Genomic DNA, 19,124 nt, shown 5'->3' on the forward strand with positions numbered 1-19,124 from the left:
GCCGTACGCCTCACCACGGCCGGGCAGCCGACCCGTCCGCCTCCAGCCCGAATCGCAGCAGGTCTGCCCACCGGCCCCCCTGTCCCTTCTGCACGCGCCGCTTGGCCAGGTCGTACAGTGCGGTGGCGTCGCCGGCGTCGGCGGCGATCCGGGCCAGGCGTTCCGCGCCTTCGTGGTCGCCGGCCTGCTCCCGCATCTGCGTCAGCTCGTACAGCACGTAGGGACGACCGGCGTCGGCGGCGGCCCGGGCGAATCGTTCGGCGCCCTCCTGGTCGCCGGCCCGCTCCCGCACCCGCGCCAGGTCCCGCAGCGCGGTGGTGTGGCCGGTGTCGGCGATCGCCTGGTACAGGCGTTCGGCCCCTTCATAGTCGCCGGCCTTCTCCCGCTTCCACGACAGGTCGTCCAGCACCCCGATGTTGCCGATGTCGGCGGCGGCGCGGGCGAATCGTTCGGCGCCCTCCTGGTCGCCGATCTGCTCCCGCACCTCCGCCAAGTCCCACAGTGCGGAGGTGTCGCCGGTGTCGACGGCGGCTTGAGCGAATCGTTCGGCGCCCTCGTAGTCGCCGGCCTGCTTCCGCTTCCACCCCAGTTCCCGCAGCCCCAATGCGTGGCCGGTGTCGGCGGCTGCGCGGGCGAGGCGTTCGGCCCCTTCGTGGTCGCCGGCCTGCTCCCGGATGCGTGCCAGGTCCCGCAGCGCGCTGGTGGAGCCGCTGTCGGTGATCGTCCGGTACAGGCGTTCGGCCCCTTCGTGGTCGCCGGCCTGCTCCCGCATGCGCGCCAGGTCCCGCAGCGCGTAGGTGTCGCCGGCGTCGGCGGCGGCCCGGGTGAGGCGTTCTGCTCCTTTGTGGTCGCCGGCCTGCTCCCGGATGCGTGCCAGGTCGCCCAGCGCGCTGGTGTGGCCGGCGTCGGTGATCGTCTGGTACAGGCGTTCGGCGCCTTCGTGGTCGCCGGCCTCCTCCCGCTCTCGCGCCCGCTTCCGCAGCGCGTAGGTGTGGCCGGCGTCGGCGGCGGCCCGGTACAGGCGTTCCGCGCCTTCGTGGTCACCGGCCTGCTCCCGCGCCCGCGCCTGGTCGTCCAGCGCGGAGGTGTCTCCGGCGTCGGCGATCGCCTGGTACATGCGTTCGGCGCTTTCGTAGTCGCCGGCCAGGTGCCGCTCCTGTGCCAGGTTCCGCAGCGCGGTGGTGTGGCCGGTGTCGGCGGCGGCGCGGGCGAGGCGTTCGGCGCTTTCGTGGTCGCCGGCCTGCTGTCGCTTCCTTATCATCTCGGCCAGCGGGTCGGTGGCGAACTCGGCGTCTTCGACGGCCTGATACAGGCGTCTGGCGCCTTCGTGGTCGCCGGCCTGGATCCACGTCGCCGCCAGGTCGAACAGCGCGTAGGTGTGGCCGGCGTCGGCGGCGGCGCGGGCGAGGTGTTCGGCGCCTTCGTGGTCGCCGGCCTGCTCCCGCTCTCGCGCCATCTCCGGCAGCAGCGCGGCGATGCGGCGGGCGTCGAGAGCGGCCCGGGCGAGTCGATCCGCGCTTTCCTGATCGCCGGTCTGCTCCCGCGCCCGCGCCAGGTCCCACAGCGCGAGGAAGTGACCGGCGTCGGCGGCGGCGCGGGCGAGGCGTTCCGCGCTCTCGTGCTCGCCGGTCTGCTCCCGCATCCGTGCCAGGTCCCGCAGCACACTGGTATCGCCCGCGTCGGCGACTGCTTGGTGCAGCGCGAAGGCGTGTCGATTGCGCCCGCGATCGCGGGCGGCCTTGGCGAGAGCGCGGTGGTCGCTCACCGAGGCGGCGTGGCGGGTGGCGGCGTTCCAGAAGGTGGCGGGGGGACAGAGGAAGCGGCGGGTGCGGGCGCCGTGTTGTTCGAGGTAGTCGGCGAGGCGATAGGCCGGCTCACCCCCGCTTCGTGCGGCGGGGGCGTGACCGGCGCCCGGACGAGGTCTGAGCCGGGTCAGCGGCGGGCGGGCTCCCCGGCAGGAGCGGTGATCGGTGAGATAGGCGAGGGCGCGTTCGAGCCAGTCGTCGCCGAGCAGGTGCCATTGCTCGTCGCCGAGATAGCCGGGGGCGGCCTCTGCGAGCAGGAGGTGGGGGAGGGCCGGACCATGACCGAGACGCCGGGCGTCGATCGCCGCGTCCAGGACGGCGCGGGCGGCGGGTTCGGCGTTGTCGTAGAGCTCCAGCAGCGCTGGACCACCGGCCAGGTACTGGGTCAACCGCCCCTCCGGGGCCCGGCGCAAGGCCTCGGCCAGCCGGGGATCGCCGGTGTTCCCCGCCTGCCGGCTTGCGGTGTCGAGGTCGGTGCCGGTGAAGGACTCGGGAAGGCGGATGCTGGCGTTCTTGATCAGCTCGCGGGCCTGCGCGTACGGATCGGGCCGACCGGTGGGCGGGACCGCGGTGAGAGCCTTCCAGTAGGCGGGCCACAGGGTGCCCAGCACCAGCACCGGCCCTCGCTCCCGAGCCCGCAGCAACTCCCGGAGCCCGCCGGCGATCCGCTCCCCGACGGCTGGATCCGCGGTGAGCAGATAGTGCTGGCTCTCGTTCAACCACACCACGGTGTACGGGCCGATCGACCTCAGCTCGGTCAGGACCGCCGCCGGACGGCTCGGCTCGATCGGGTGCCACAGCCGCCACGATTCGGGCAGGGTCCGGACCGCTTCCCACAGGGCGCGGGTCTTGCCCGTGGACGAGTCGCCGACCAGCACGACCAGCCGGGACTCTCCCGCTCGCGCCTCGCTGACCAACTGGGCGAGGGTCTCGTCATGTGATCGGGGGATGTAGGCGGGCAACTCCTCCAGCTCCCGGCCGGCGGCGTCGACGCGAATCGCCGGATGGACCTCCAGGTCCAGCGGCCGGAACCACCCGATCGGCCGGCCAGGTCCCGCTGTGGCCGGGGGTGGGACGGGGGCGGCGGCCATCGGGAGAGGGCAGGCCGGCCGCCGGCCGTTCTGCGCCTCGTCATAGGCCTGCCTCCACGCCGCCATGTCGCCCAGCACCGCGTCGGGATCCCCGCGCTCGTCCTCTGTCACCTTCTCGCGGTAGGCCTCCAGCAGGCGCTCGACCTGTGCGGTCCAGTTCGGCAGCCGCTTACGCGTGCCGTCGACGAGCGACTCGACGGTGGTCCTCGGGATGCCGGAATGGCGGGACAGCCACTGCACCGAGGGGTTCCAGGCCGCCGACCGTGCCTGCGTCAGGTAGCCGAGGAAGACCTGCACACCGTCGCCACGGTCGCCGGGCGGTCTCGCCATGTCACGACCCCTTCGCTGTCATCCCCCGACAGATCTCCGGTACCGCCACCTTCGGCGGCGATTTCAGGCTAAAACCGGATCCGCTGCACTGCACGGCGGCAGCGGCCACGGGATGATCCCGGATAATCCGGGTCGGTTGACTCATTCATGTACGTCCGGTTAGCTCTGGTGGCAGCTCGCGACGGGGCAACGGAACGGACGGGGACGCGACGACCTCTCGGCCCGGGAGTGACGGATGACAGACGCGCGCATGCGCTCCCTCCGGGACCGCCTCGGCGGCCTGGCGTACGGCGGGGACTACAACCCCGAGCAGTGGGATCCGGCCGTGTGGCGGGAGGACGTCCGGCTCATGCGCGAGGCGGGGGTGAACCTCGTGTCGCTCGGTGTCTTCGCGTGGGCGTCGCTCGAACCGGAGCCGGGGAAGTACGAGTTCGGCTGGCTCGACGAGGTCATGGACCTGCTCTGTGAGAACGGGATCGCCGTCAACCTCGCCACTCCCACCGCGGCGCCACCGGCCTGGCTGTCCCAGCGGCACCCCGAGGTCCTGCCGGTCATGGCCGACGGCGAGCGGTTCGGTTTCGGCAACCGCCTGCACTACGACCCCTCGTCGCCGGTCTACCGGGAGCACGCGGCGGCCATCACCACCCGGCTGGCCGAGCGCTACTCCTTCCACCCGGCGCTGGCGATGTGGCACATCAGCAACGAGTACGGCCCCACGGCGTACAACGAGGCCGCCTCGGCCGGCTTCCGGCGCTGGCTCGAACGCAGGTACGGCGACCTGGCGACCCTCAACGATGCGTGGACCACCCGCTTCTGGGGGCAGGTCTACACCGACTGGGACCAGGTCGAGGCGCCGGGCGTGCCGCGCACCTGGATGAACCCCAGCCGCATCCTGGACTTCAAGCGCTTCACCTCCGACGCCCTGCTGGAGTGCTTCGTCGCCGAGCGGGACATCGTCCGGTCCTTCCGCGACGACATCCCGGTCGTCACCAACTTCATGCGCTTCTACCGCAACGCCGACTACTGGAGATGGGCGCCGGAGGAGGACGCGGCCGCCCTCGACATCTACCCCGACCCCGCGGACCCGGACGCGCACGTCTCGGCGGCCTTCCAGTTCGACCTGTTCCGCTCGCTCAAGGGCGGGCGGCCGTGGCTTCTGATGGAGCAGGCCGCGAGCGCGGTCAGCCAGTGGCGGCTCAACGTGGTCAAGGAGCCCGGCCGGATGCGGCTCGGCTCGCTCCAGGCGGTCTCCCGCGGCGCCGACTCCGTCATGTTCTTCCAGTGGCGGGCCGGCCGGGGCGGGCACGAACGCTTCCACTCGGCGATGCTGCCGCACTCCGGCCCGGACTCGCGCACCTTCCGGGAGGTCGCCGAGCTCGGCCGTGAGGTCGGACGGCTGTCACCGGTCGCGGGAACCACCACGCGCGCCGAGGTCGCCGTCCTGTTCGACTGGGACGGCTGGTGGGGGCTGGAGGAGCTGTGGGGACTGCCCCGCAACGACTTCAGCTACGTGGACACCGTCATGCGGCACTACCGGCCGCTGTGGGAGCACCACTACGCGGTCGACGTCGTGTCGCCGCACACCGATCTGTCGCCTTACAAGGTGCTGGTCGTGCCCAACGCGTACCTGATGGACGACGAGGGCGTCGGCGCCGTCACCGAGTTCGCCCGGCGCGGCGGGTCGGTCGTCATGTCCTTCTTCTCCGGCGTCGTGGACGCGTGCAACCGCGTCCGGCCGGACGGCTACCCGGGCGCGTTCCGCCGCCTCATCGGCGCGAAGATCGACGAGTACTGGCCGGCGCGTCCCGGCGAGCGGTTCGCCGTCGAGTTCTCCGACGGGAGCACGGCGACGGCGGACTGGTGGCGCGAGGACATCCACCTCGAGACCGGGACCGCGCTGGCGACCTACGCCGACGGGCTGCTCAGGGGGCGCGCCGCGGTCGTCGCGAACGTCTACGGAGCGGGCCGGGTCGTCTACGTCGCCACCCTCCTGGAGCGGGGCGCCTTCGAGCGGGTGCTGCTCGGCGAGCTGAGGGCGGCGGGCGTGGCCGGCCGCTTCCACGGGCTGCCCGCGCACCTGGAGTGCACGGTCCGCGAGGACGAGCGGAACGAGTACCTCTTCCTCCTCAACCACGACCCCGGGACGCCCGTCACCGTGCCGCTGGACAGCGGGGGCACGGACCTCCTCACCGGCCGGCCGGCCTCAGGGAAGATCACCATCGCGCCCCTCGGGGCGGCGGTCGTGCGGCGGGCGCGGCAGGCGTGACCGCGGCCCGGCCCCCGGCGGGGCCGTGCTCTCCCGTACGACCAGCTCGTTGGCGAGGTCGATTCTGCTCGTGGCCGGCTCCACGCCGCGGGCCAGGTCGAGCAGCATCTGGGCCGCGACCGTCGCCATGTCGCACAGCGGCTGGCCCACCGTGGTGAGGGCCGGCTCGACCCAGCCGGCGACGGGCACGTTGTCGTAGCCGACCACCGACAGCTCCCCGGGGATGTCGAGGCCGAGCCGGTGCGCCGCGCGCAGGACGCCGAGCGCCTGCAGGTCCGACCCGGCGAAGATCGCCGTCGGCCGGTCGGGGCGCGACAGCAGGTCCATGGCGTGCTCGTATCCGGCGTCGACGTAGAAGTTGCCGTACCTGACGAGGCCGGGGTCGACGGTGAGCCCGGCCTCGTCGTGGGCGACCCGGAACCCGGCGACCCGTGCCCTGCTGCACATCACGTCCTTCGGACCCGAGATGACCGCGACGCGGCGGTGGCCCAGCTCCAGGAGATGGCGGGTGGCGAGCAGGCCGCCGTCCCAGTTGTTCGAGCCGACCACGGGCACGGACTCGGCGATCTCGCCGTCGGTGTCGACGACGACGAACGGAACCTGCGCCCGCCGCAGCTTCTGCTGCTGCGACTGCGACGGGCTGGACATGACGAACAGCACGCCGAGGGGCCGGTGGTCGAGCACGCCGTCCAGCCACTCCTCCGGTGGCCGATGTGCTCCCTTCAGCTGGGACAGGACGACCTCGATCCGCGCGGCGGAGGCGACGGTGTCGACCCCTCGGATGATCTCCATCGACCACATGGAGTTCAACTCGTGGAAGACGAGGTCGATCTGCCCCTTGAGCGGCCTGCGGCGGAGGCGGCGGCGGTAATGGTGGCGGGCGAGGCCGGCCTCGACGCGTTCGCGCGTCTCGGGCGACACGTCGGGGCGGCCGTTGAGGACCTTGGAGACCGTGGTCACCGAGACGCCGAGCTCCGCGGCGATGGACGCGATCGTCGTGGGGCGAGGGCCGCGGGCTGGAGAAGGGCTGGTCATCGCTCCACTCACTGTTTCCGAAATTTTCGCGAAACTCTAACACCGAACGGCGTCCAATATAAGCCGAGACCAGGCGAGAAGTAACGCGTCGAATGCGGCGTGACGACGGCTGACTCCCCTCTTGACGAGGGTCTGGCCTCAGCCTATATTTCCGCAATATTACTGAGGATCACCGAAAATTTCTGTCGCGTCGCCTGCGCGTACCGCGTCGTCCGGCGTGGGTGACGGCGTGGGTGACACGGCGGTGCCGCAGCCCTCGCGGCCCCGGGCGCGGGGCCGGCCACGAGTGGTGGCCGCGGCCGTCGGCGTGATCTGTCGGCGTGATTCGTCGGAGGGCACCGGAGGCACAGGAATGAGCACCACCAGAACGATCGACGTGTCACCGGGCGCCGGGGATCCCGGCCGCGCGAGACCCGGTCCCGCCCGTGCGCCGCGGCCGCCGAAACGGACCTGGCGTCAGGCGCTGCGCCGCGACTGGCAGCTGTACTCGCTCGCGATCCTTCCGCTGCTGTTCTTCCTGGTCTTCCGGTACCTGCCGATGATCGGCAACGTCATCGCCTTCCGTAAGTTCCAGCCGGGCGGCAGCGTGCTGGGCGAGGAATGGGTCGGCCTGCGGTACGTGAAGATGTTCCTGAACGACCCGTCGTTCTGGCAGGTGTTCACCAACACCGTGGTCATCGGCGTGCTGACCCTGCTGTTCTGCTTCCCGACGCCGATCGTGCTGGCCCTGCTGATCAACGAGCTGCGTGGCCGGCGGATCAAGCGGTTCGTCCAGTCGGTGTCCTACCTGCCGCACTTCCTGTCGATGGTGGTCGTGGCGGGGCTCGTCATGGAGATGCTGTCGGTGGACGGGCCGGTCAACCAGCTCCTGCGCGCGATGGGCAACGATCCCGTGGCGTTCCTGCAGGAGGCGAGCTGGTTCCGCACCATCTACGTCTCCTCGGAGATGTGGCAGACCGTCGGCTGGGGGACGATCATCTACCTCGCCGCGCTCACCACGATCGACGAGCAGCTGTACGAGGCGGCCCGGATCGACGGCGCGAGCCGGTGGCGGCAGGTCTGGCACGTGACGCTCCCCGGCATCCGGCCGACCGCGGTCACCCTGCTGATCCTCAACATCGGCACGTTCATGGCGGTGGGCTTCGAGAAGATCCTGCTGCTCTACAACCCGCTGACGTACCCGACGGCCGACGTGATCTCGACGTACCTGTACCGGATGGGCATCGTGTCCAACAGCTTCAGCTACGCCGCGGCGATCGGCCTGTTCGAGGCCGTGATCGGCCTGACCCTGGTCCTGTCGGCGAACCAGATCTCCCGGCGCACGGTGGGGACGAGCCTGTGGTGACCGTCGACAGGACCCGGGGCTACCGGGTGTTCCGGGCGGTCAACGCGGTCATCCTGACCGGCGTCGTGATCGTGACCCTCTACCCCTTCGTCAACATCGTCGCCCGGTCGCTCAGCGACGAGTTCGCCATCCGCGCCGGCAAGGTCAACCTCGTCCCGGTCGGGTTCACCTTCCGTACGTACGAGTTCGTGGCCGCCGACCCGACATTCTGGACGAACTACCGCAACACCGTGGTCTACACGGTCGTCGCCACGGCCATCGCGATGTTCATGACCACGTGCTACGCGTACGTGCTGTCGAAGAAGCACCTGAAGGGCCGCACGTTCCTTATCGGCATCGCGGTCTTCACGATGTTCTTCTCCGGCGGGCTCATCCCCAACTACATCCTGATCTCCAGCCTCGGGTTCAAGGACAGCATCTGGGCCATCGTGCTGCCGAACGCGATCAGTGTGTTCAACCTCCTGGTGATGAAGGCGTTCTTCGAGGGCCTGCCGGCCGAGTTGGAGGAGGCCGCCGCGATCGACGGCATGAGCACGTACGGCGTCCTGCTGCGGATCGTGCTGCCGCTGTCGAAGGCGGTGCTCGCGACGATGGTGCTGTTCTACGCGGTGTCGTTCTGGAACTCGTGGTTCGCGGCCTTCCTCTATATGAGCCAGTCCGACCTGTTCCCGGTGACCGTCTACCTGCGCAACCTCATCGCGGGGGCCACCACCGGCACGTCCGTCGGCGCCGACGCCACCGACATGACCGTGGCCACCAACATCAAGGCGGTGACGATGGTGCTCACCGTCATCCCGATCCTGGTGGTCTACCCCTTCGTCCAGCGGTACTTCGTCAAGGGCGTCATGCTCGGCGCGGTCAAGGGATAGCCGCCCTCGATCGTTGTCACCCCCCATCACCAGGGAAAGGACCCCACTGTCCATGTATGAGATCAACCGGCGCCAGGCCATGGTCGCCGTGGGAGCGTTTCTCGCGCTCGCCGCCTGCAGCACCGAGGGCGGCTCCGGCGGCTCCGGCGACGCGAAGAAGGGCGACGACTTCTCGGCGAACCGGGAAGGTGCGATGTCCGACTACGCCGTCGGCAAGCAGTTCAAGGCGGCGGCGCCCCTGTCGTTCAGCATCCTCTACAACAACCACCCGTTCTATCCGATCAAGAACGACTGGCTGTTCTGGTCGGAGCTGAGCAAGCGCACGAACGTGACGCTGCAGCCGAGCGTGGTGCCGCTGAGCGACTACGAGAACAAGCGCAGCCTGATGATCGGCGCGGGCGACGCGCCGATGATCATCCCGAAGACCTATCCGGGCCAGGAGACCCCCTTCGTCGCCTCCGGAGCCGTCCTGCCTGTCAGCGACTACATCGACCTGATGCCGAACTTCAAGGAGAAGATCGCCAAGTGGAACCTGCAGCCCGACCTTGACACGCTCCGGCAGTCCGACGGCCGCTTCTACGTGCTTCCCGGTCTCCACGAGGACTACTGGGTGGACTACACCCTGGCGATCCGCGCCGACGTCCTAGACAAGCTCAATCTGCAGGTCCCGCAGACCTGGGACGACGTGCACTCCGTGCTGAAGGCGATCAAGGAGGAGCACCCGGACTCCTACCCCTTCTCCGACCGGTGGGGGACCATCTCCACAACGGGCGGCGCGCTGATGAACTATCTCGGCACGGCCTACGGCGCGCCCTGGGGGTGGGGCTACACGAGCGGCGGTGTCATCTGGGACTCCACCGCGCAGAAGTTCGTCTACGCGGGCGCCATGGATCAGTTCAAGCAGGCGCTGCAGTTCCTCAACACGCTCGTGACGGAGAAACTGCTCGATCCGGAGAGCTTCACGCAGAAGGACGAGCAGGCCATCCAGAAGCTGGTGTCCGGCAATTCCTTCGCGATCAGCACCAATGCGCAGACGCTGGTCAACGAGTACCGTCCACCGCTCAAGAAGGCGGACCCGAAGGCCAGGCTGGTCAAGATTCCGGTGCCCATCGGCCCGCTCGGCCCGATCAAGGCGGGGTCCAACACCACCCGCCTCGAGAACGGCATCATGATCTCCAAGAAGGCGCGGGACAGCAAGAACTTCGTCGCGATGATGCAGTTCATCGACTGGCTCTGGTACTCCGACGAGGGCCAGGTCTTCGCGAAGTGGGGTGTCGAAGGCACCACCTACACGAAGGATGCTGCCGGAAAATTCCAGCTGGCGAAGGACGTCGACTTCGTCGGGCTCAACCCCGGCGCGCCCAAGCACCTGCAGAAGGACTTCGGCTTCTCCAACGGCGTGTTCGCCTACGGCGGCAGCACCGAGCTACTCCAGTCGACCTTCTCCGAGGAGGAGATCGAGTTCCAGAAGACGATGAACGCCAGGAAGGCGCTGCCGGTGGCGCCTCCTCACCCGCTCTCCGACGAGGAGCGCGAGCAGGCCTCGCTGTGGGAGACCCCGCTCAAGGACCACGTGAGCCAGAACATGCTCAACTTCATCCTCGGCAAGCGGAGCTTCGACGAGTGGGACGCCTACGTCAAGGAGCTCGAGGCGAAGAACATGACCTCCTACATCAACCTCGTGAACGGCGCGTACGAGCGCTACAAGAAGGAACACGGCTGACCGGCGTGGGCCGGCCGTGCCTGTCCCACGGCCGCCCCGCGTCCGCCGCGACGGTGAGCGAAGGACGATGATGCACGACCCTGCCCCCGATGAACCCCGCACGAGCCGCTTTCCGGACGCCTGGCGGTTCTGCGTCGGCACCGGCCGCTTCGACCTGGCCCTGCGCCGGGACTACCAGGAGTCGCTGGCGCTGGTCCAGCGGGAGATCGGCTTCCGGCACATCCGGGGGCACGGGCTGCTGAGCGACGGCGCCGGCGTCCACCGGCCGTACGTCCACGACGGCGTGCGGCACGTGCGGCACGCGTTCACCTACGTGGACCAGGTGGTCGACGCCTATCTCGACCTCGGGATCGCGCCGTTCCTGGAGCTGGGCTTCATGCCCTCCGGGCTCGCGTCCGGCGAGCAGACCGTGTTCTGGTGGCGCGGCAACATCACCCCGCCCCGCGACTGGCGCGAGTGGGCCGCGCTGGTGCGGGCCACCGTGGCGCACCTGATCGGCAGGTACGGCCTGGAGCAGGTGCGCACCTGGCCGATCGAGGTGTGGAACGAGCCCAACCTCAAGGAGTTCTGGCTCGACGCCGACGAGGACGCCTACCACCGCCTGTACGAGGTGACCGCGAACACGATCAAGGACGTCGACGCCTCGCTGCAGGTGGGCGGGCCGGCCATCTCTCCCGGCTCGGACGAGTGGCTGGTGCGCTTCGCCGACTTCGTCGCCGCCCGGTCCCTGCCGATCGACTTCGTCAGCCGGCACGCCTACACCTCGGGTCCGGCCCGGCACGTGCCGTTCGGCGTGCACCAGACGCTGGCCCCGCCGTCGCGGCTGCTGGAGCAGTTCGCCACCCCCCGGCGTCAGCTCCGGGGGAGTGCGCTCGCGGACCTGCCCGTGCACATCACCGAGTTCAACTCCTCCTACCGGCCCGACAACCCGATCCACGACACGGCCTTCCACGCGGCGTACCTCGCTCCGGTGCTGGCCGCCGGCGGAGACCTGGCCGACTCCTTCTCCTACTGGACCTTCTGCGACGTGTTCGAGGAGGTGGGCGTGCCGGCCTCGCTGTTCCACGGCGGGTTCGGCCTGCTGACCCACCGCCAGATCAAGAAACCGGCCTACCACCTGTACGCGTTCATGGCGCGGATGGGCGAGGAGCTCCTGGCACGCGGCGAGGACCACCTGGTCACGAGGGACGGCGACGGCCGGGTCACCGTGCTGGCGTGGGCACCGGTGGACGTCGCCGGCGGCCCGCCGGTCGACGGGCACACCGTGCGGCTGTCGGTGCCGGTCGCCTCCCCGTCCGGCGCGGCCTTCCTGCTGCGCTCGTCGGTGAGCGAGGAGAAGGGCAACGCCCGGCGGGCGTGGTGCGAGATGGGCCGCCCGGCGTCCCCCACCGGCAGGCAGCTCGACCTGCTGCGGGAGGCCGCGGAGCCGGTCCGCGGCCATCGCCGCCTGCCGATCGAGGAGGGGCACGTCCGCCTGGACATCACCCTCGGCCGTCACGAGGTCACCCTGCTGGAGATCACGCCCGTGGTGGACGAGACCCCGCCGTGGGAGGACGGGCAGGACGAGCGCCGCCTGCTCGGCCTGGACGACCGGGGAGACGCCCGATGACCGAGACGACGATCCGGCGGTTCGGCCAGGGACCGCTGTCGCGCGTCTCCGCGCTGGTCTACACCCTGCTGGTGGTCGAGCTCCTGCTGCTGGCCACCACCCTGCCCGGCCTGATCGGGCTCGTCCTGCTCGGCCGCGACGCCGCCAACGTCCCGCTGGCCGCGGTGTGCGCGCTCCCGGCCGGCCCGGCGCTGTCCGCCGCGCTGTACGCGGTGCACCGCCGCAGGCTGGACCTGACCGACCTGCACCCGGCGTCCGCGTTCCGGCGCGGCTACCGGATGAACGTCCGCGGGGTGCTGAAGCTCTATGTCCCGTGGCTGGCGGGGCTGACCGTCCTCGCATCGACGCTCGCGAACTTCGGCGCGGCCGGCGTCCCGGGCTGGTGGGCGACCCTGCTGGTCGTCGTCGCGCTCGCGGCGGCCCTATGGGGGGCCAACGCGCTGGTGATCACATCGCTGTTCGCGTTCCGGGCGAGGGACGTCGCCCGCCTGGCCGCCTACTTCCTGTTCTCCGCGCCCCGCGTCGCGCTCGGCAACGCCTGCCTCCTGGTCGTCGCGGGCGGCGTCACGCTGGTCGCCACCGAGGCCGCGCTGACGCTGCTGGGCTCGGTGTTCGCGTCGGCGCTGCTGCTGAACAGCCGGCCGTTGATCGCCGAGGTCACGGAGAAGTTCACCGTGCAGGGCGACTCCCCGGAGGGGCCTCGTGACGATTCCTGATTCCGTCCACCCCGCGTGGCTGCCGCCCGAGGCGTTCCGGGCCGTCGGCTCCCGCCGCACACTCGTGCTCGGCGACGGGCTCCTCGCCGAGACCGTGCACGACGAGGTGGCGCGGGCATGCGCGCGGTACGGCGGACGCGTGCGCCGCGCCGAGGACGGGCCGTACGACCTCGTGCTCGCGCTCATGGCGGCGCAGCCGCTGCCGGAGGCGGCGGCCGCGGTCCACCCCGACGCGGAGATCGGCGACGAGGGGTACGTGCTCGCCCGCCGGGACGGCGTCACCGTGGTGCTCGCCGACGGGACCGCCGGGCTGCTCTACGGCCTGTTCCACGTCGTGCGGCTCGGCGAGCGGGCGTTCGCCGGCGAGCGGCCCGCCGAGCACCACCGGCCGGCGACGCGGCGGCGCATGCTCGATCACTGGGACAACGTCGACGTGCACCCCGTGATGGGCCAGGTCGAGCGCGGCTACGCGGGCGGGTCGATCTTCTGGCGCGACGGCGCCCCGCGCGGCGACCTGGCCCGGGTGCGGGCCTACGCGCGGCTGCTGGCCGCGTGCGGCGTGAACGCGATCTCCGTGAACAACGTCAACGTGCACGCCACCGAGGCCCGCCTGCTGACCGACCGGCTCGGTGACGTCGCCGCGATCGCGGACGTGCTCCGGCCGTACGGGATCAGGGTCCACCTGTCGGTGAGCTTCGCCTCGCCCGTCGTCCTCGGCGGGCTGCCGACCGCCGACCCGCTGGACGAGGACGTGCGCACGTGGTGGACGGGGGTCACCGAGCGGGTCTATGAGGCGATTCCCGACTTCGGCGGATACGTGGTGAAGGCCGACTCGGAGGGACAGCCCGGCCCGTTCGCGTACGGGCGCGACCACGCCGACGGCGCGAACCTGCTGGCCGAGGCGCTGGCGCCGTACGACGGGGTCGTGCACTGGCGGGCCTTCGTCTACAACCACCGCCAGGACTGGCGCGACCGGTCCACCGACCGGGCCCGCGCCGCGTACGACCACTTCGCCCCGCTCGACGGGCGGTTCCGCGGCAACGTGGTCCTGCAGGTGAAGCACGGCCCGATCGACTTCCAGCCGCGCGAGCCGGTGTCGCCGGTGATCGCGGCCATGCCCGCCACCCGCCTCGCCGTGGAACTCCAGGTGACGCAGGAGTACACCGGCCAGCAGCGGCACGTCTGCTACCTCGCCCCCATGTGGCGGGAGGTGCTCGGCTTCCGCCCCTGGGGCCCCGAAGGGGCCGCCGTGGCGGACGTCGTCGGCGGCGGCGACCTCGTGGGGGTCTCCAACGTGGGGGACGACCCCTACTGGACCGGCCACCCGCTCGCCCAGGCCAACCTGTACGCCTTCGGACGGCTCGCCTGGGAGCCGCGGCTGGACCCGGCGGCGATCCTCGACGAGTGGATCGACCTCACCTTCGCGCCCGTGGCGAGCGTGGAGGCCGAGCGGTCGCGGCAGGTGCTGCACGCGGTCATGGACGACTCCTGGCGCACCTACGAGCGGTACACCGCGCCGCTCGGCGTCGGGTTCATGGTCCGCCCCGGCCACCACTACGGGCCCGACGTGGACGGATACGAGTACACCCCCTGGGGCACCTACCACTTCGCCGACCGGGACGGCGTCGGCGTGGACCGCACCCGCGCCACCGGCACCGGCTTCACCGGCCAGTACCCGCCGCCGTGGTCGGAGGTGTACGAGGCGCTCGCCGACTGCCCCGACGAACTGCTGCTTTTCTTCCACCACGTCCCGTACGGGCACGTGCTGCGGAGCGGCTCGACCGTGATCCAGCACATCTACGACACCCACTTCGCGGGCGCCGAGCAGGCGGCCGAGGCCAGGAAGCGCTGGGAGGAGGCCGCCGAACTGTTCGACCCGGCACTGCACGCCCGGGTGAAGGATCTGCTCGACGAGCAGGTCCGCTGCGCGGAGGAGTGGCGCGACCAGGTCAACGCCTACTTCTTCCGCAAGTCGGGCGTCCCCGACGCGCACGGGCGGCGGATCCCATGACGCGGCCCCCATGGATGCCGCAGGCGGCGGCGGTCCCGAGCGCCGACGGGCACTGGGTCCCCACCTGGACGGCGATGCCGCAGGCCGCCGAGCCGGACAACATGCCGCCCGCGCCGTTCACCCGGGACGACGTGGTCCTGTCCGACGCCACCCTGCGGCAGACGATCCGGGTGTCCACGGGCGGGGAGCGGATCCGGCTGCGCGTGTCGAACGCGTTCGGCGGGGCGGCGCTGCCCGTCACGAGGGTCAGCGTCGCGCTGCCGGCCGGCGGGCGGGCCGGGGTGAGCGCGATCCGGCCCGGCACCGCGCGACCGGTGACCTTCCACGGCCGGCCGTCGGTGACGATCCCGGCCGGCGCGCAGGCGGTCTCCGATCCGCTGGACGCCGGGGTCGCGCCCCGGTCCAACCTGACCGTGACCGTCCACCTCGCGGACGGACAGCGCGCGGCGGGCACCACCGCGCATCCGGGCTCGCGGACCACCTCGTACCTCGTGGCGGGCGACCACGCCGACGCCGCGGACCTGCCCGGCGCGACCCCCGTCGACCACTGGTACCTGCTGAGCGCCCTGGAGGTGTGGGCCGCACCGTCGGCCGCGGCGGTGGCGGTGGTGGGCGACTCGCTCAGCGACGGCCGGGGCTCGACCACCAACGGCAACGACCGCTGGCCCGACCGGCTGGCCGACCGCCTGCAGTCGCTGCCCGGCACGTGTGGTGTGGCCGTCGTCAACCAGGCGGCCGGCGGCAACCGGGTGCTGCACGACGGCCTGGGTCCCAACGCGCTGGCCCGGCTGGACCGCGACGTGCTCGCGCACAGCGGGGTGGCGTGGCTGATCCTGTTCGAAGGAGTGAACGACATCGGCACGGCCGAGGCGACCGAGGCTGCGCAGAAGCAGGTGGCCGACGAGCTGATCTTCGCCTACGACCAGATCGTCACGCGGGCGCACGCCCGGGGCATCCGGGTGTACGGCGCGACGCTGACGCCGTTCGGCGGCAACACGCCCTACGACGACCCGGGGGGCTGCCGTGAGGCGGCCCGGCAGGCGGTCAACCAGTGGATCCGCACCGGCGGCCGGTTCGACGCCGTCGTCGACTTCGACCGCGCCGCCCGCGATCCGGCCGACCCCCGGCGGCTGCGCGCGGCCTACGACGTGGGCGACCACCTGCACCTGAACCCGGCGGGATACCAGGCGCTCGCCGACGCCGTGCCCGTCGGGCTGTTCCTGCCCGAGCCGCTGCCCCCGGGCTTCCGGTTCGGCTGACTCCGGCGGAGGGGGCCTCCCCGCGGGTGTTCAGTCGTCGGGCCGCAGGGCCCGGGCGCAGACGGTGAGGCCGTCTCTGAGGGTCTCGCCCGTCGCGTCGTCGACCTTCTCGAGCATGACCGCCTCGATGTCGTCGAGGGAACTGTCGCAGCGCCGGAGCACGGACGTCCCCTCGGCGGTGAGGCGGGCGCACAACATCCGGCCGCCGTCCGGGTGCGGGTCACGGCGGATCAGGCCACGCCGTTCCAGGTCGCGGATGACGAGGTTCATCGCCTGCGGCGTGACGAACGCGATGCGGGCCAGCTCCGCCGACGACAGGCCGTCGCGCGTGCGGAGTTCGCTGAGCGCCATGTACTCCGTCGTGGTGACTCCGTGCCGGGCGAGCGCGTCGTCCAGACGGGCGCGGATGCGGCGCTCCAGGCGGAACACGAGATAGCTCAGGCGTGGCGCGGGGGCGGCGCGACGGGAGCGGCGGGCGGTCACCGGACGACCATACCGTGCGATCGCCCGGATGTAAGTTTCGCGCTTTGGTATCAAGTCACTTGATAGCAAGTACCTTGATTAGCAGTAAAAATGCGAATTTGATCACCGGGCCCTTCACCCGGCTTCTTGACCACCGGTCGCGCCTACTCCTATACCGGCTGGCGTCGGTATTCCGAATAACGAGGAGGAGCGGATGAGGCGATTGCTCGCGGCGCTCGCCGGCGCCTGTGCGGCGGTGGTGTGCGCCGCCGCGGCCCTGGTGTCGGTGCTGGTACCCGCGCACCCCGCCGCCGCGGCCACACTGACCGAGGTGACGAACTTCGGCGCCAACCCCGGCAACCTGCGCATGCACCTTTACGTTCCGAACGGCGTCCAGCAGAATCCGGCGATCGTGCTGGCCATGCACACGTGCGGCGGCTCGGGGCCGGGCTTCTACTCGTCCACCGAGTTCGCGTCGCTCGCCGACCGGTACGGCTTCATCGTCATCTATCCGTCGGCGTCGAAGAAGATGAACTGCTTCGACAACTGGTCCGAGGCGTCCAAGGTGCGCGGCGGCCAGACCGACCCGGTGTCGCTCATGTCGATGGTGACCTACGTCGAGCAGCAGTACCACGGCGACCCGAACCGGGTGTTCGCGACCGGCGCCTCCTCGGGCGCCATGATGACCAACGCCATGCTCGCCCTGTATCCCGAGGTGTTCAAGGCGGGTGCGGCCTTCATGGGCGTGCCGTTCACGTGCTTCCCCAACGAGGCGGCCTACAACCCGGCGGGCAACTCCGCCCCGTGCGTGGGCAAGACCGCGCAGCAGTGGGGTGACGCGGTCCGCAACGCGAACCCCTCCTACCGGGGGCCGTGGCCGCGCATGCAGCTGTGGCACGGCACGGCCGACAACGTCGTCGCCTACTCCGAACTGGAGGAGGAGGTCAAGCAGTGGACGAACGTGCACGGCCTGAGCCAGACGCCGACCTCCACGGACACGCCGCAGTCCGGGTGGAGCCGCCGCCGTTACGCGGACGGCTCCGGGGCGGTGAAGGTCGAGGCCTACACCATCCAGGGCGCGGGCCACAGCCTCCCGGCGGGCGGCATGGCCGCCGTCGCCATCCAGTTCTTCGGCCTCACCGGTAGCGGCCCGAGCCCGAGCCCGAGCCCGAGCCCGAGCCCGAGCCACAGCCCGAGCGCCAGCCCGTCCGTCAGCCCCTCGGCATCTCCGAGCGCCTCGCCGTCCGCGAGCCCGTCGGCCCCGCAGCAGGGCGCGTGCCGGATCACCTACAGGGCCAATTCCTGGAACGAGGGCTTCACCGCGGACGTCACGATCACCAACACCGGCGCCGCTCCGGTCAACGGCTGGACCGTCACCTGGACGTGGCCGGGCAACCAGCGGGTCGTCAACGCGTGGAACGCCACCGCGACCCAGTCCGGCGCCCAGGTCACCGCCCGCAACGTCTCCTACAACCCCGCCATCCCCGCCGGAGGCAGCACGAGCTTCGGCTTCCAGGGGACCTACAGCGGCAGCAACACCGCACCGGCCGGGTTCGCCCTGAACGGGACGCCCTGCACCGTCTCCTGACCGGGGACCGCACCGCCCCCGGCCGCGCCGCTCGGGGGTCGGCGCGGCCGGGGCGCCGGTCGCGGGTCAGACGGGCAGCGTGTCCAGGACGGCGGCGGCCAGCCCGCAGGCGGGCGGCTCGTACCGCTGCGCGAGGGCCTGGAAGGTCTGCTCGGCCTGGATCGCCGGCCAGTCCCGGGGCAGCAGCTCGGCCGGCAGGTGCGGATCCTGTCGGACGAGCTGCAGCCAGTCGGTGTGCAGCAGCAACTGCCGCGCGAGGTCGTCCGGTGCGCCGGGAAGCGGCCGGGGCGCGTCCCACTGCGCGAGGAACGCCCGGTAGCGCGCCGCGATCTGCTCGACGTCGAACGCCTTGCCGACCAGGTCGGCCGCCTCGGTCGGTGCGAACGCCTTCGCCGTCAGCACGGTCACGTGATCGCCGAGATCCAGAGAGGCGAGGACGCCGCTGACGTCCCTGGCGCCCGGCGCGATCCACAGCCCGCTCTGCAGCAGGCCGAATCCGTTCCAGATGAGCTGGGAGCGCAGGTCGTGCCGGAGGCTGCGGTGACTGTCCGGTATGGAGAACCCGACGACCGTCCAGGTGCCGTCCCAGTCGCGGTTCACCGCGCCGGTCTCCCACACCCTCCTGCGCCCGTCCTCCAGGACCTCCACCGCATGCGGTGTCAGCCCGAAGTACACCTTCCGCCCTTGCCGGTGCCGCGTCAGCAGGTTCCGCTTCGCCATCCGCGCGAGCGTCGACCGTACGGCCTCCTCGGAGACGCCGAGACGGGCGAAGACGTCGATGACGCTCCCGGAGTAGACGGCGACGCCGCGATGCAGCACGTAGATCCCGAGGAAGCTGAACATCAGGGACTGCGGGCGCGGGGATGGCGCCGTCTGGTCGTCTTCGCCGCCGAGGGTCACAGCAGAACAGGGTAGACCGTTCCCCACGTCATGCAAACAATTGACGACCGTCAGAAAGGTGCCATACGTTCGAGGTGTCACGCTCGCTCGCTCGGGCTCGGCGTGCGCGAGAACA

General features: G+C 71.1%; 13 protein-coding genes. 9 read left to right on the plus strand and 4 right to left on the minus strand.

Translation table 11 applies throughout. The features are described 5' to 3' along the window. Nucleotides 1-10: 10 nt before the first annotated feature. Nucleotides 11-3,226 carry a tetratricopeptide repeat protein gene (locus AAH991_RS37045; RefSeq protein WP_346230620.1) on the minus strand — a complete coding sequence of 1,072 codons (3,216 nt, stop codon included), beginning with the start codon at nucleotides 3,224-3,226 and terminating at the stop codon, nucleotides 11-13. 235 nt (nucleotides 3,227-3,461) lie between these two features. On the opposite strand from AAH991_RS37045, the gene AAH991_RS37050 reads away from it, so the two are divergent. Continuing rightward, on the plus strand, nucleotides 3,462-5,492 hold the full coding sequence (locus AAH991_RS37050) for a beta-galactosidase (RefSeq protein WP_346230621.1): 2,031 nt from the start codon (nucleotides 3,462-3,464) through the stop codon (nucleotides 5,490-5,492). On the opposite strand, the gene AAH991_RS37055 is transcribed toward AAH991_RS37050, so the two are convergent. After that, the gene (locus AAH991_RS37055; RefSeq protein ID WP_346230622.1) at nucleotides 5,430-6,527 is read right to left on the minus strand and encodes a LacI family DNA-binding transcriptional regulator; all 1,098 of its coding nucleotides are present in this window, start codon (nucleotides 6,525-6,527) and stop codon (nucleotides 5,430-5,432) included. The genes AAH991_RS37050 and AAH991_RS37055 overlap by 63 nt on opposite strands. A 352-nt stretch (nucleotides 6,528-6,879) precedes the next feature. Here AAH991_RS37055 and AAH991_RS37060 point away from each other — a divergent pair, with 352 nt between their 5' ends. From AAH991_RS37060 to AAH991_RS37090, 7 genes are all read left to right on the plus strand, one after another. Beyond that, nucleotides 6,880-7,872, plus strand: a complete 993-nt coding sequence (locus AAH991_RS37060; RefSeq protein ID WP_346230623.1) for an ABC transporter permease — start codon at nucleotides 6,880-6,882, stop codon at nucleotides 7,870-7,872. Beyond that, on the plus strand, nucleotides 7,869-8,741 hold the full coding sequence (locus AAH991_RS37065) for a carbohydrate ABC transporter permease (RefSeq protein ID WP_346230624.1): 873 nt from the start codon (nucleotides 7,869-7,871) through the stop codon (nucleotides 8,739-8,741). The genes AAH991_RS37060 and AAH991_RS37065 overlap by 4 nt, the downstream gene beginning before the upstream one ends. 52 nt (nucleotides 8,742-8,793) lie before the next feature. Then, entirely contained in the window at nucleotides 8,794-10,464 is a 1,671-nt protein-coding gene (locus tag AAH991_RS37070; RefSeq protein ID WP_346230625.1) for an ABC transporter substrate-binding protein, read from the plus strand. A gap of 67 nt (nucleotides 10,465-10,531) precedes the next feature. Then, nucleotides 10,532-12,073, plus strand: a complete 1,542-nt coding sequence (locus tag AAH991_RS37075; RefSeq protein WP_346230626.1) for a GH39 family glycosyl hydrolase — start codon at nucleotides 10,532-10,534, stop codon at nucleotides 12,071-12,073. Then, nucleotides 12,070-12,789 carry a hypothetical protein gene (locus AAH991_RS37080; RefSeq protein WP_346230627.1) on the plus strand — a complete coding sequence of 240 codons (720 nt, stop codon included), beginning with the start codon at nucleotides 12,070-12,072 and terminating at the stop codon, nucleotides 12,787-12,789. The genes AAH991_RS37075 and AAH991_RS37080 overlap by 4 nt, the downstream gene beginning before the upstream one ends. Continuing rightward, entirely contained in the window at nucleotides 12,776-14,800 is a 2,025-nt protein-coding gene (locus AAH991_RS37085; RefSeq protein ID WP_346230628.1) for an alpha-glucuronidase, read from the plus strand. The genes AAH991_RS37080 and AAH991_RS37085 overlap by 14 nt, the downstream gene beginning before the upstream one ends. Then, complete coding sequence (locus tag AAH991_RS37090) at nucleotides 14,797-16,059, plus strand: SGNH/GDSL hydrolase family protein (protein WP_346230629.1); 1,263 nt, start codon at nucleotides 14,797-14,799, stop codon at nucleotides 16,057-16,059. The genes AAH991_RS37085 and AAH991_RS37090 overlap by 4 nt, the downstream gene beginning before the upstream one ends. 30 nt (nucleotides 16,060-16,089) lie before the next feature. Here AAH991_RS37090 and AAH991_RS37095 read toward each other — a convergent pair whose 3' ends face one another. After that, entirely contained in the window at nucleotides 16,090-16,542 is a 453-nt protein-coding gene (locus AAH991_RS37095) for a MarR family winged helix-turn-helix transcriptional regulator (RefSeq protein WP_346230630.1), read from the minus strand. 193 nt (nucleotides 16,543-16,735) lie between these two features. On the opposite strand from AAH991_RS37095, the gene AAH991_RS37100 reads away from it, so the two are divergent. After that, complete coding sequence (locus AAH991_RS37100) at nucleotides 16,736-18,109, plus strand: extracellular catalytic domain type 1 short-chain-length polyhydroxyalkanoate depolymerase (RefSeq protein WP_346230631.1); 1,374 nt, start codon at nucleotides 16,736-16,738, stop codon at nucleotides 18,107-18,109. Nucleotides 18,110-18,175: 66 nt separating this feature from the next. On the opposite strand, the gene AAH991_RS37105 is transcribed toward AAH991_RS37100, so the two are convergent. Further along, a complete protein-coding gene (locus AAH991_RS37105; protein WP_346230632.1) occupies nucleotides 18,176-19,009 on the minus strand; it encodes a PaaX family transcriptional regulator in 834 nt (277 codons plus the stop codon). Nucleotides 19,010-19,124: the final 115 nt, after the last annotated feature.

This window comes from Microbispora sp. ZYX-F-249, from assembly GCF_039649665.1.
Lineage (GTDB): Bacteria > Actinomycetota > Actinomycetes > Streptosporangiales > Streptosporangiaceae > Microbispora > Microbispora maris.

Coding starts and splice junctions, on each gene's coding strand:
- AAH991_RS37045 (WP_346230620.1), bottom strand. CDS start 3,226: ATGGCGAGACCGCCCGGCGACCGTGGCGACGGTGTGCAGGTCTTCCTC.
- AAH991_RS37050 (WP_346230621.1), top strand. CDS start 3,462: ATGACAGACGCGCGCATGCGCTCCCTCCGGGACCGCCTCGGCGGCCTG.
- AAH991_RS37055 (WP_346230622.1), bottom strand. CDS start 6,527: ATGACCAGCCCTTCTCCAGCCCGCGGCCCTCGCCCCACGACGATCGCG.
- AAH991_RS37060 (WP_346230623.1), top strand. CDS start 6,880: ATGAGCACCACCAGAACGATCGACGTGTCACCGGGCGCCGGGGATCCC.
- AAH991_RS37070 (WP_346230625.1), top strand. CDS start 8,794: ATGTATGAGATCAACCGGCGCCAGGCCATGGTCGCCGTGGGAGCGTTT.
- AAH991_RS37075 (WP_346230626.1), top strand. CDS start 10,532: ATGATGCACGACCCTGCCCCCGATGAACCCCGCACGAGCCGCTTTCCG.
- AAH991_RS37080 (WP_346230627.1), top strand. CDS start 12,070: ATGACCGAGACGACGATCCGGCGGTTCGGCCAGGGACCGCTGTCGCGC.
- AAH991_RS37090 (WP_346230629.1), top strand. CDS start 14,797: ATGACGCGGCCCCCATGGATGCCGCAGGCGGCGGCGGTCCCGAGCGCC.
- AAH991_RS37100 (WP_346230631.1), top strand. CDS start 16,736: ATGAGGCGATTGCTCGCGGCGCTCGCCGGCGCCTGTGCGGCGGTGGTG.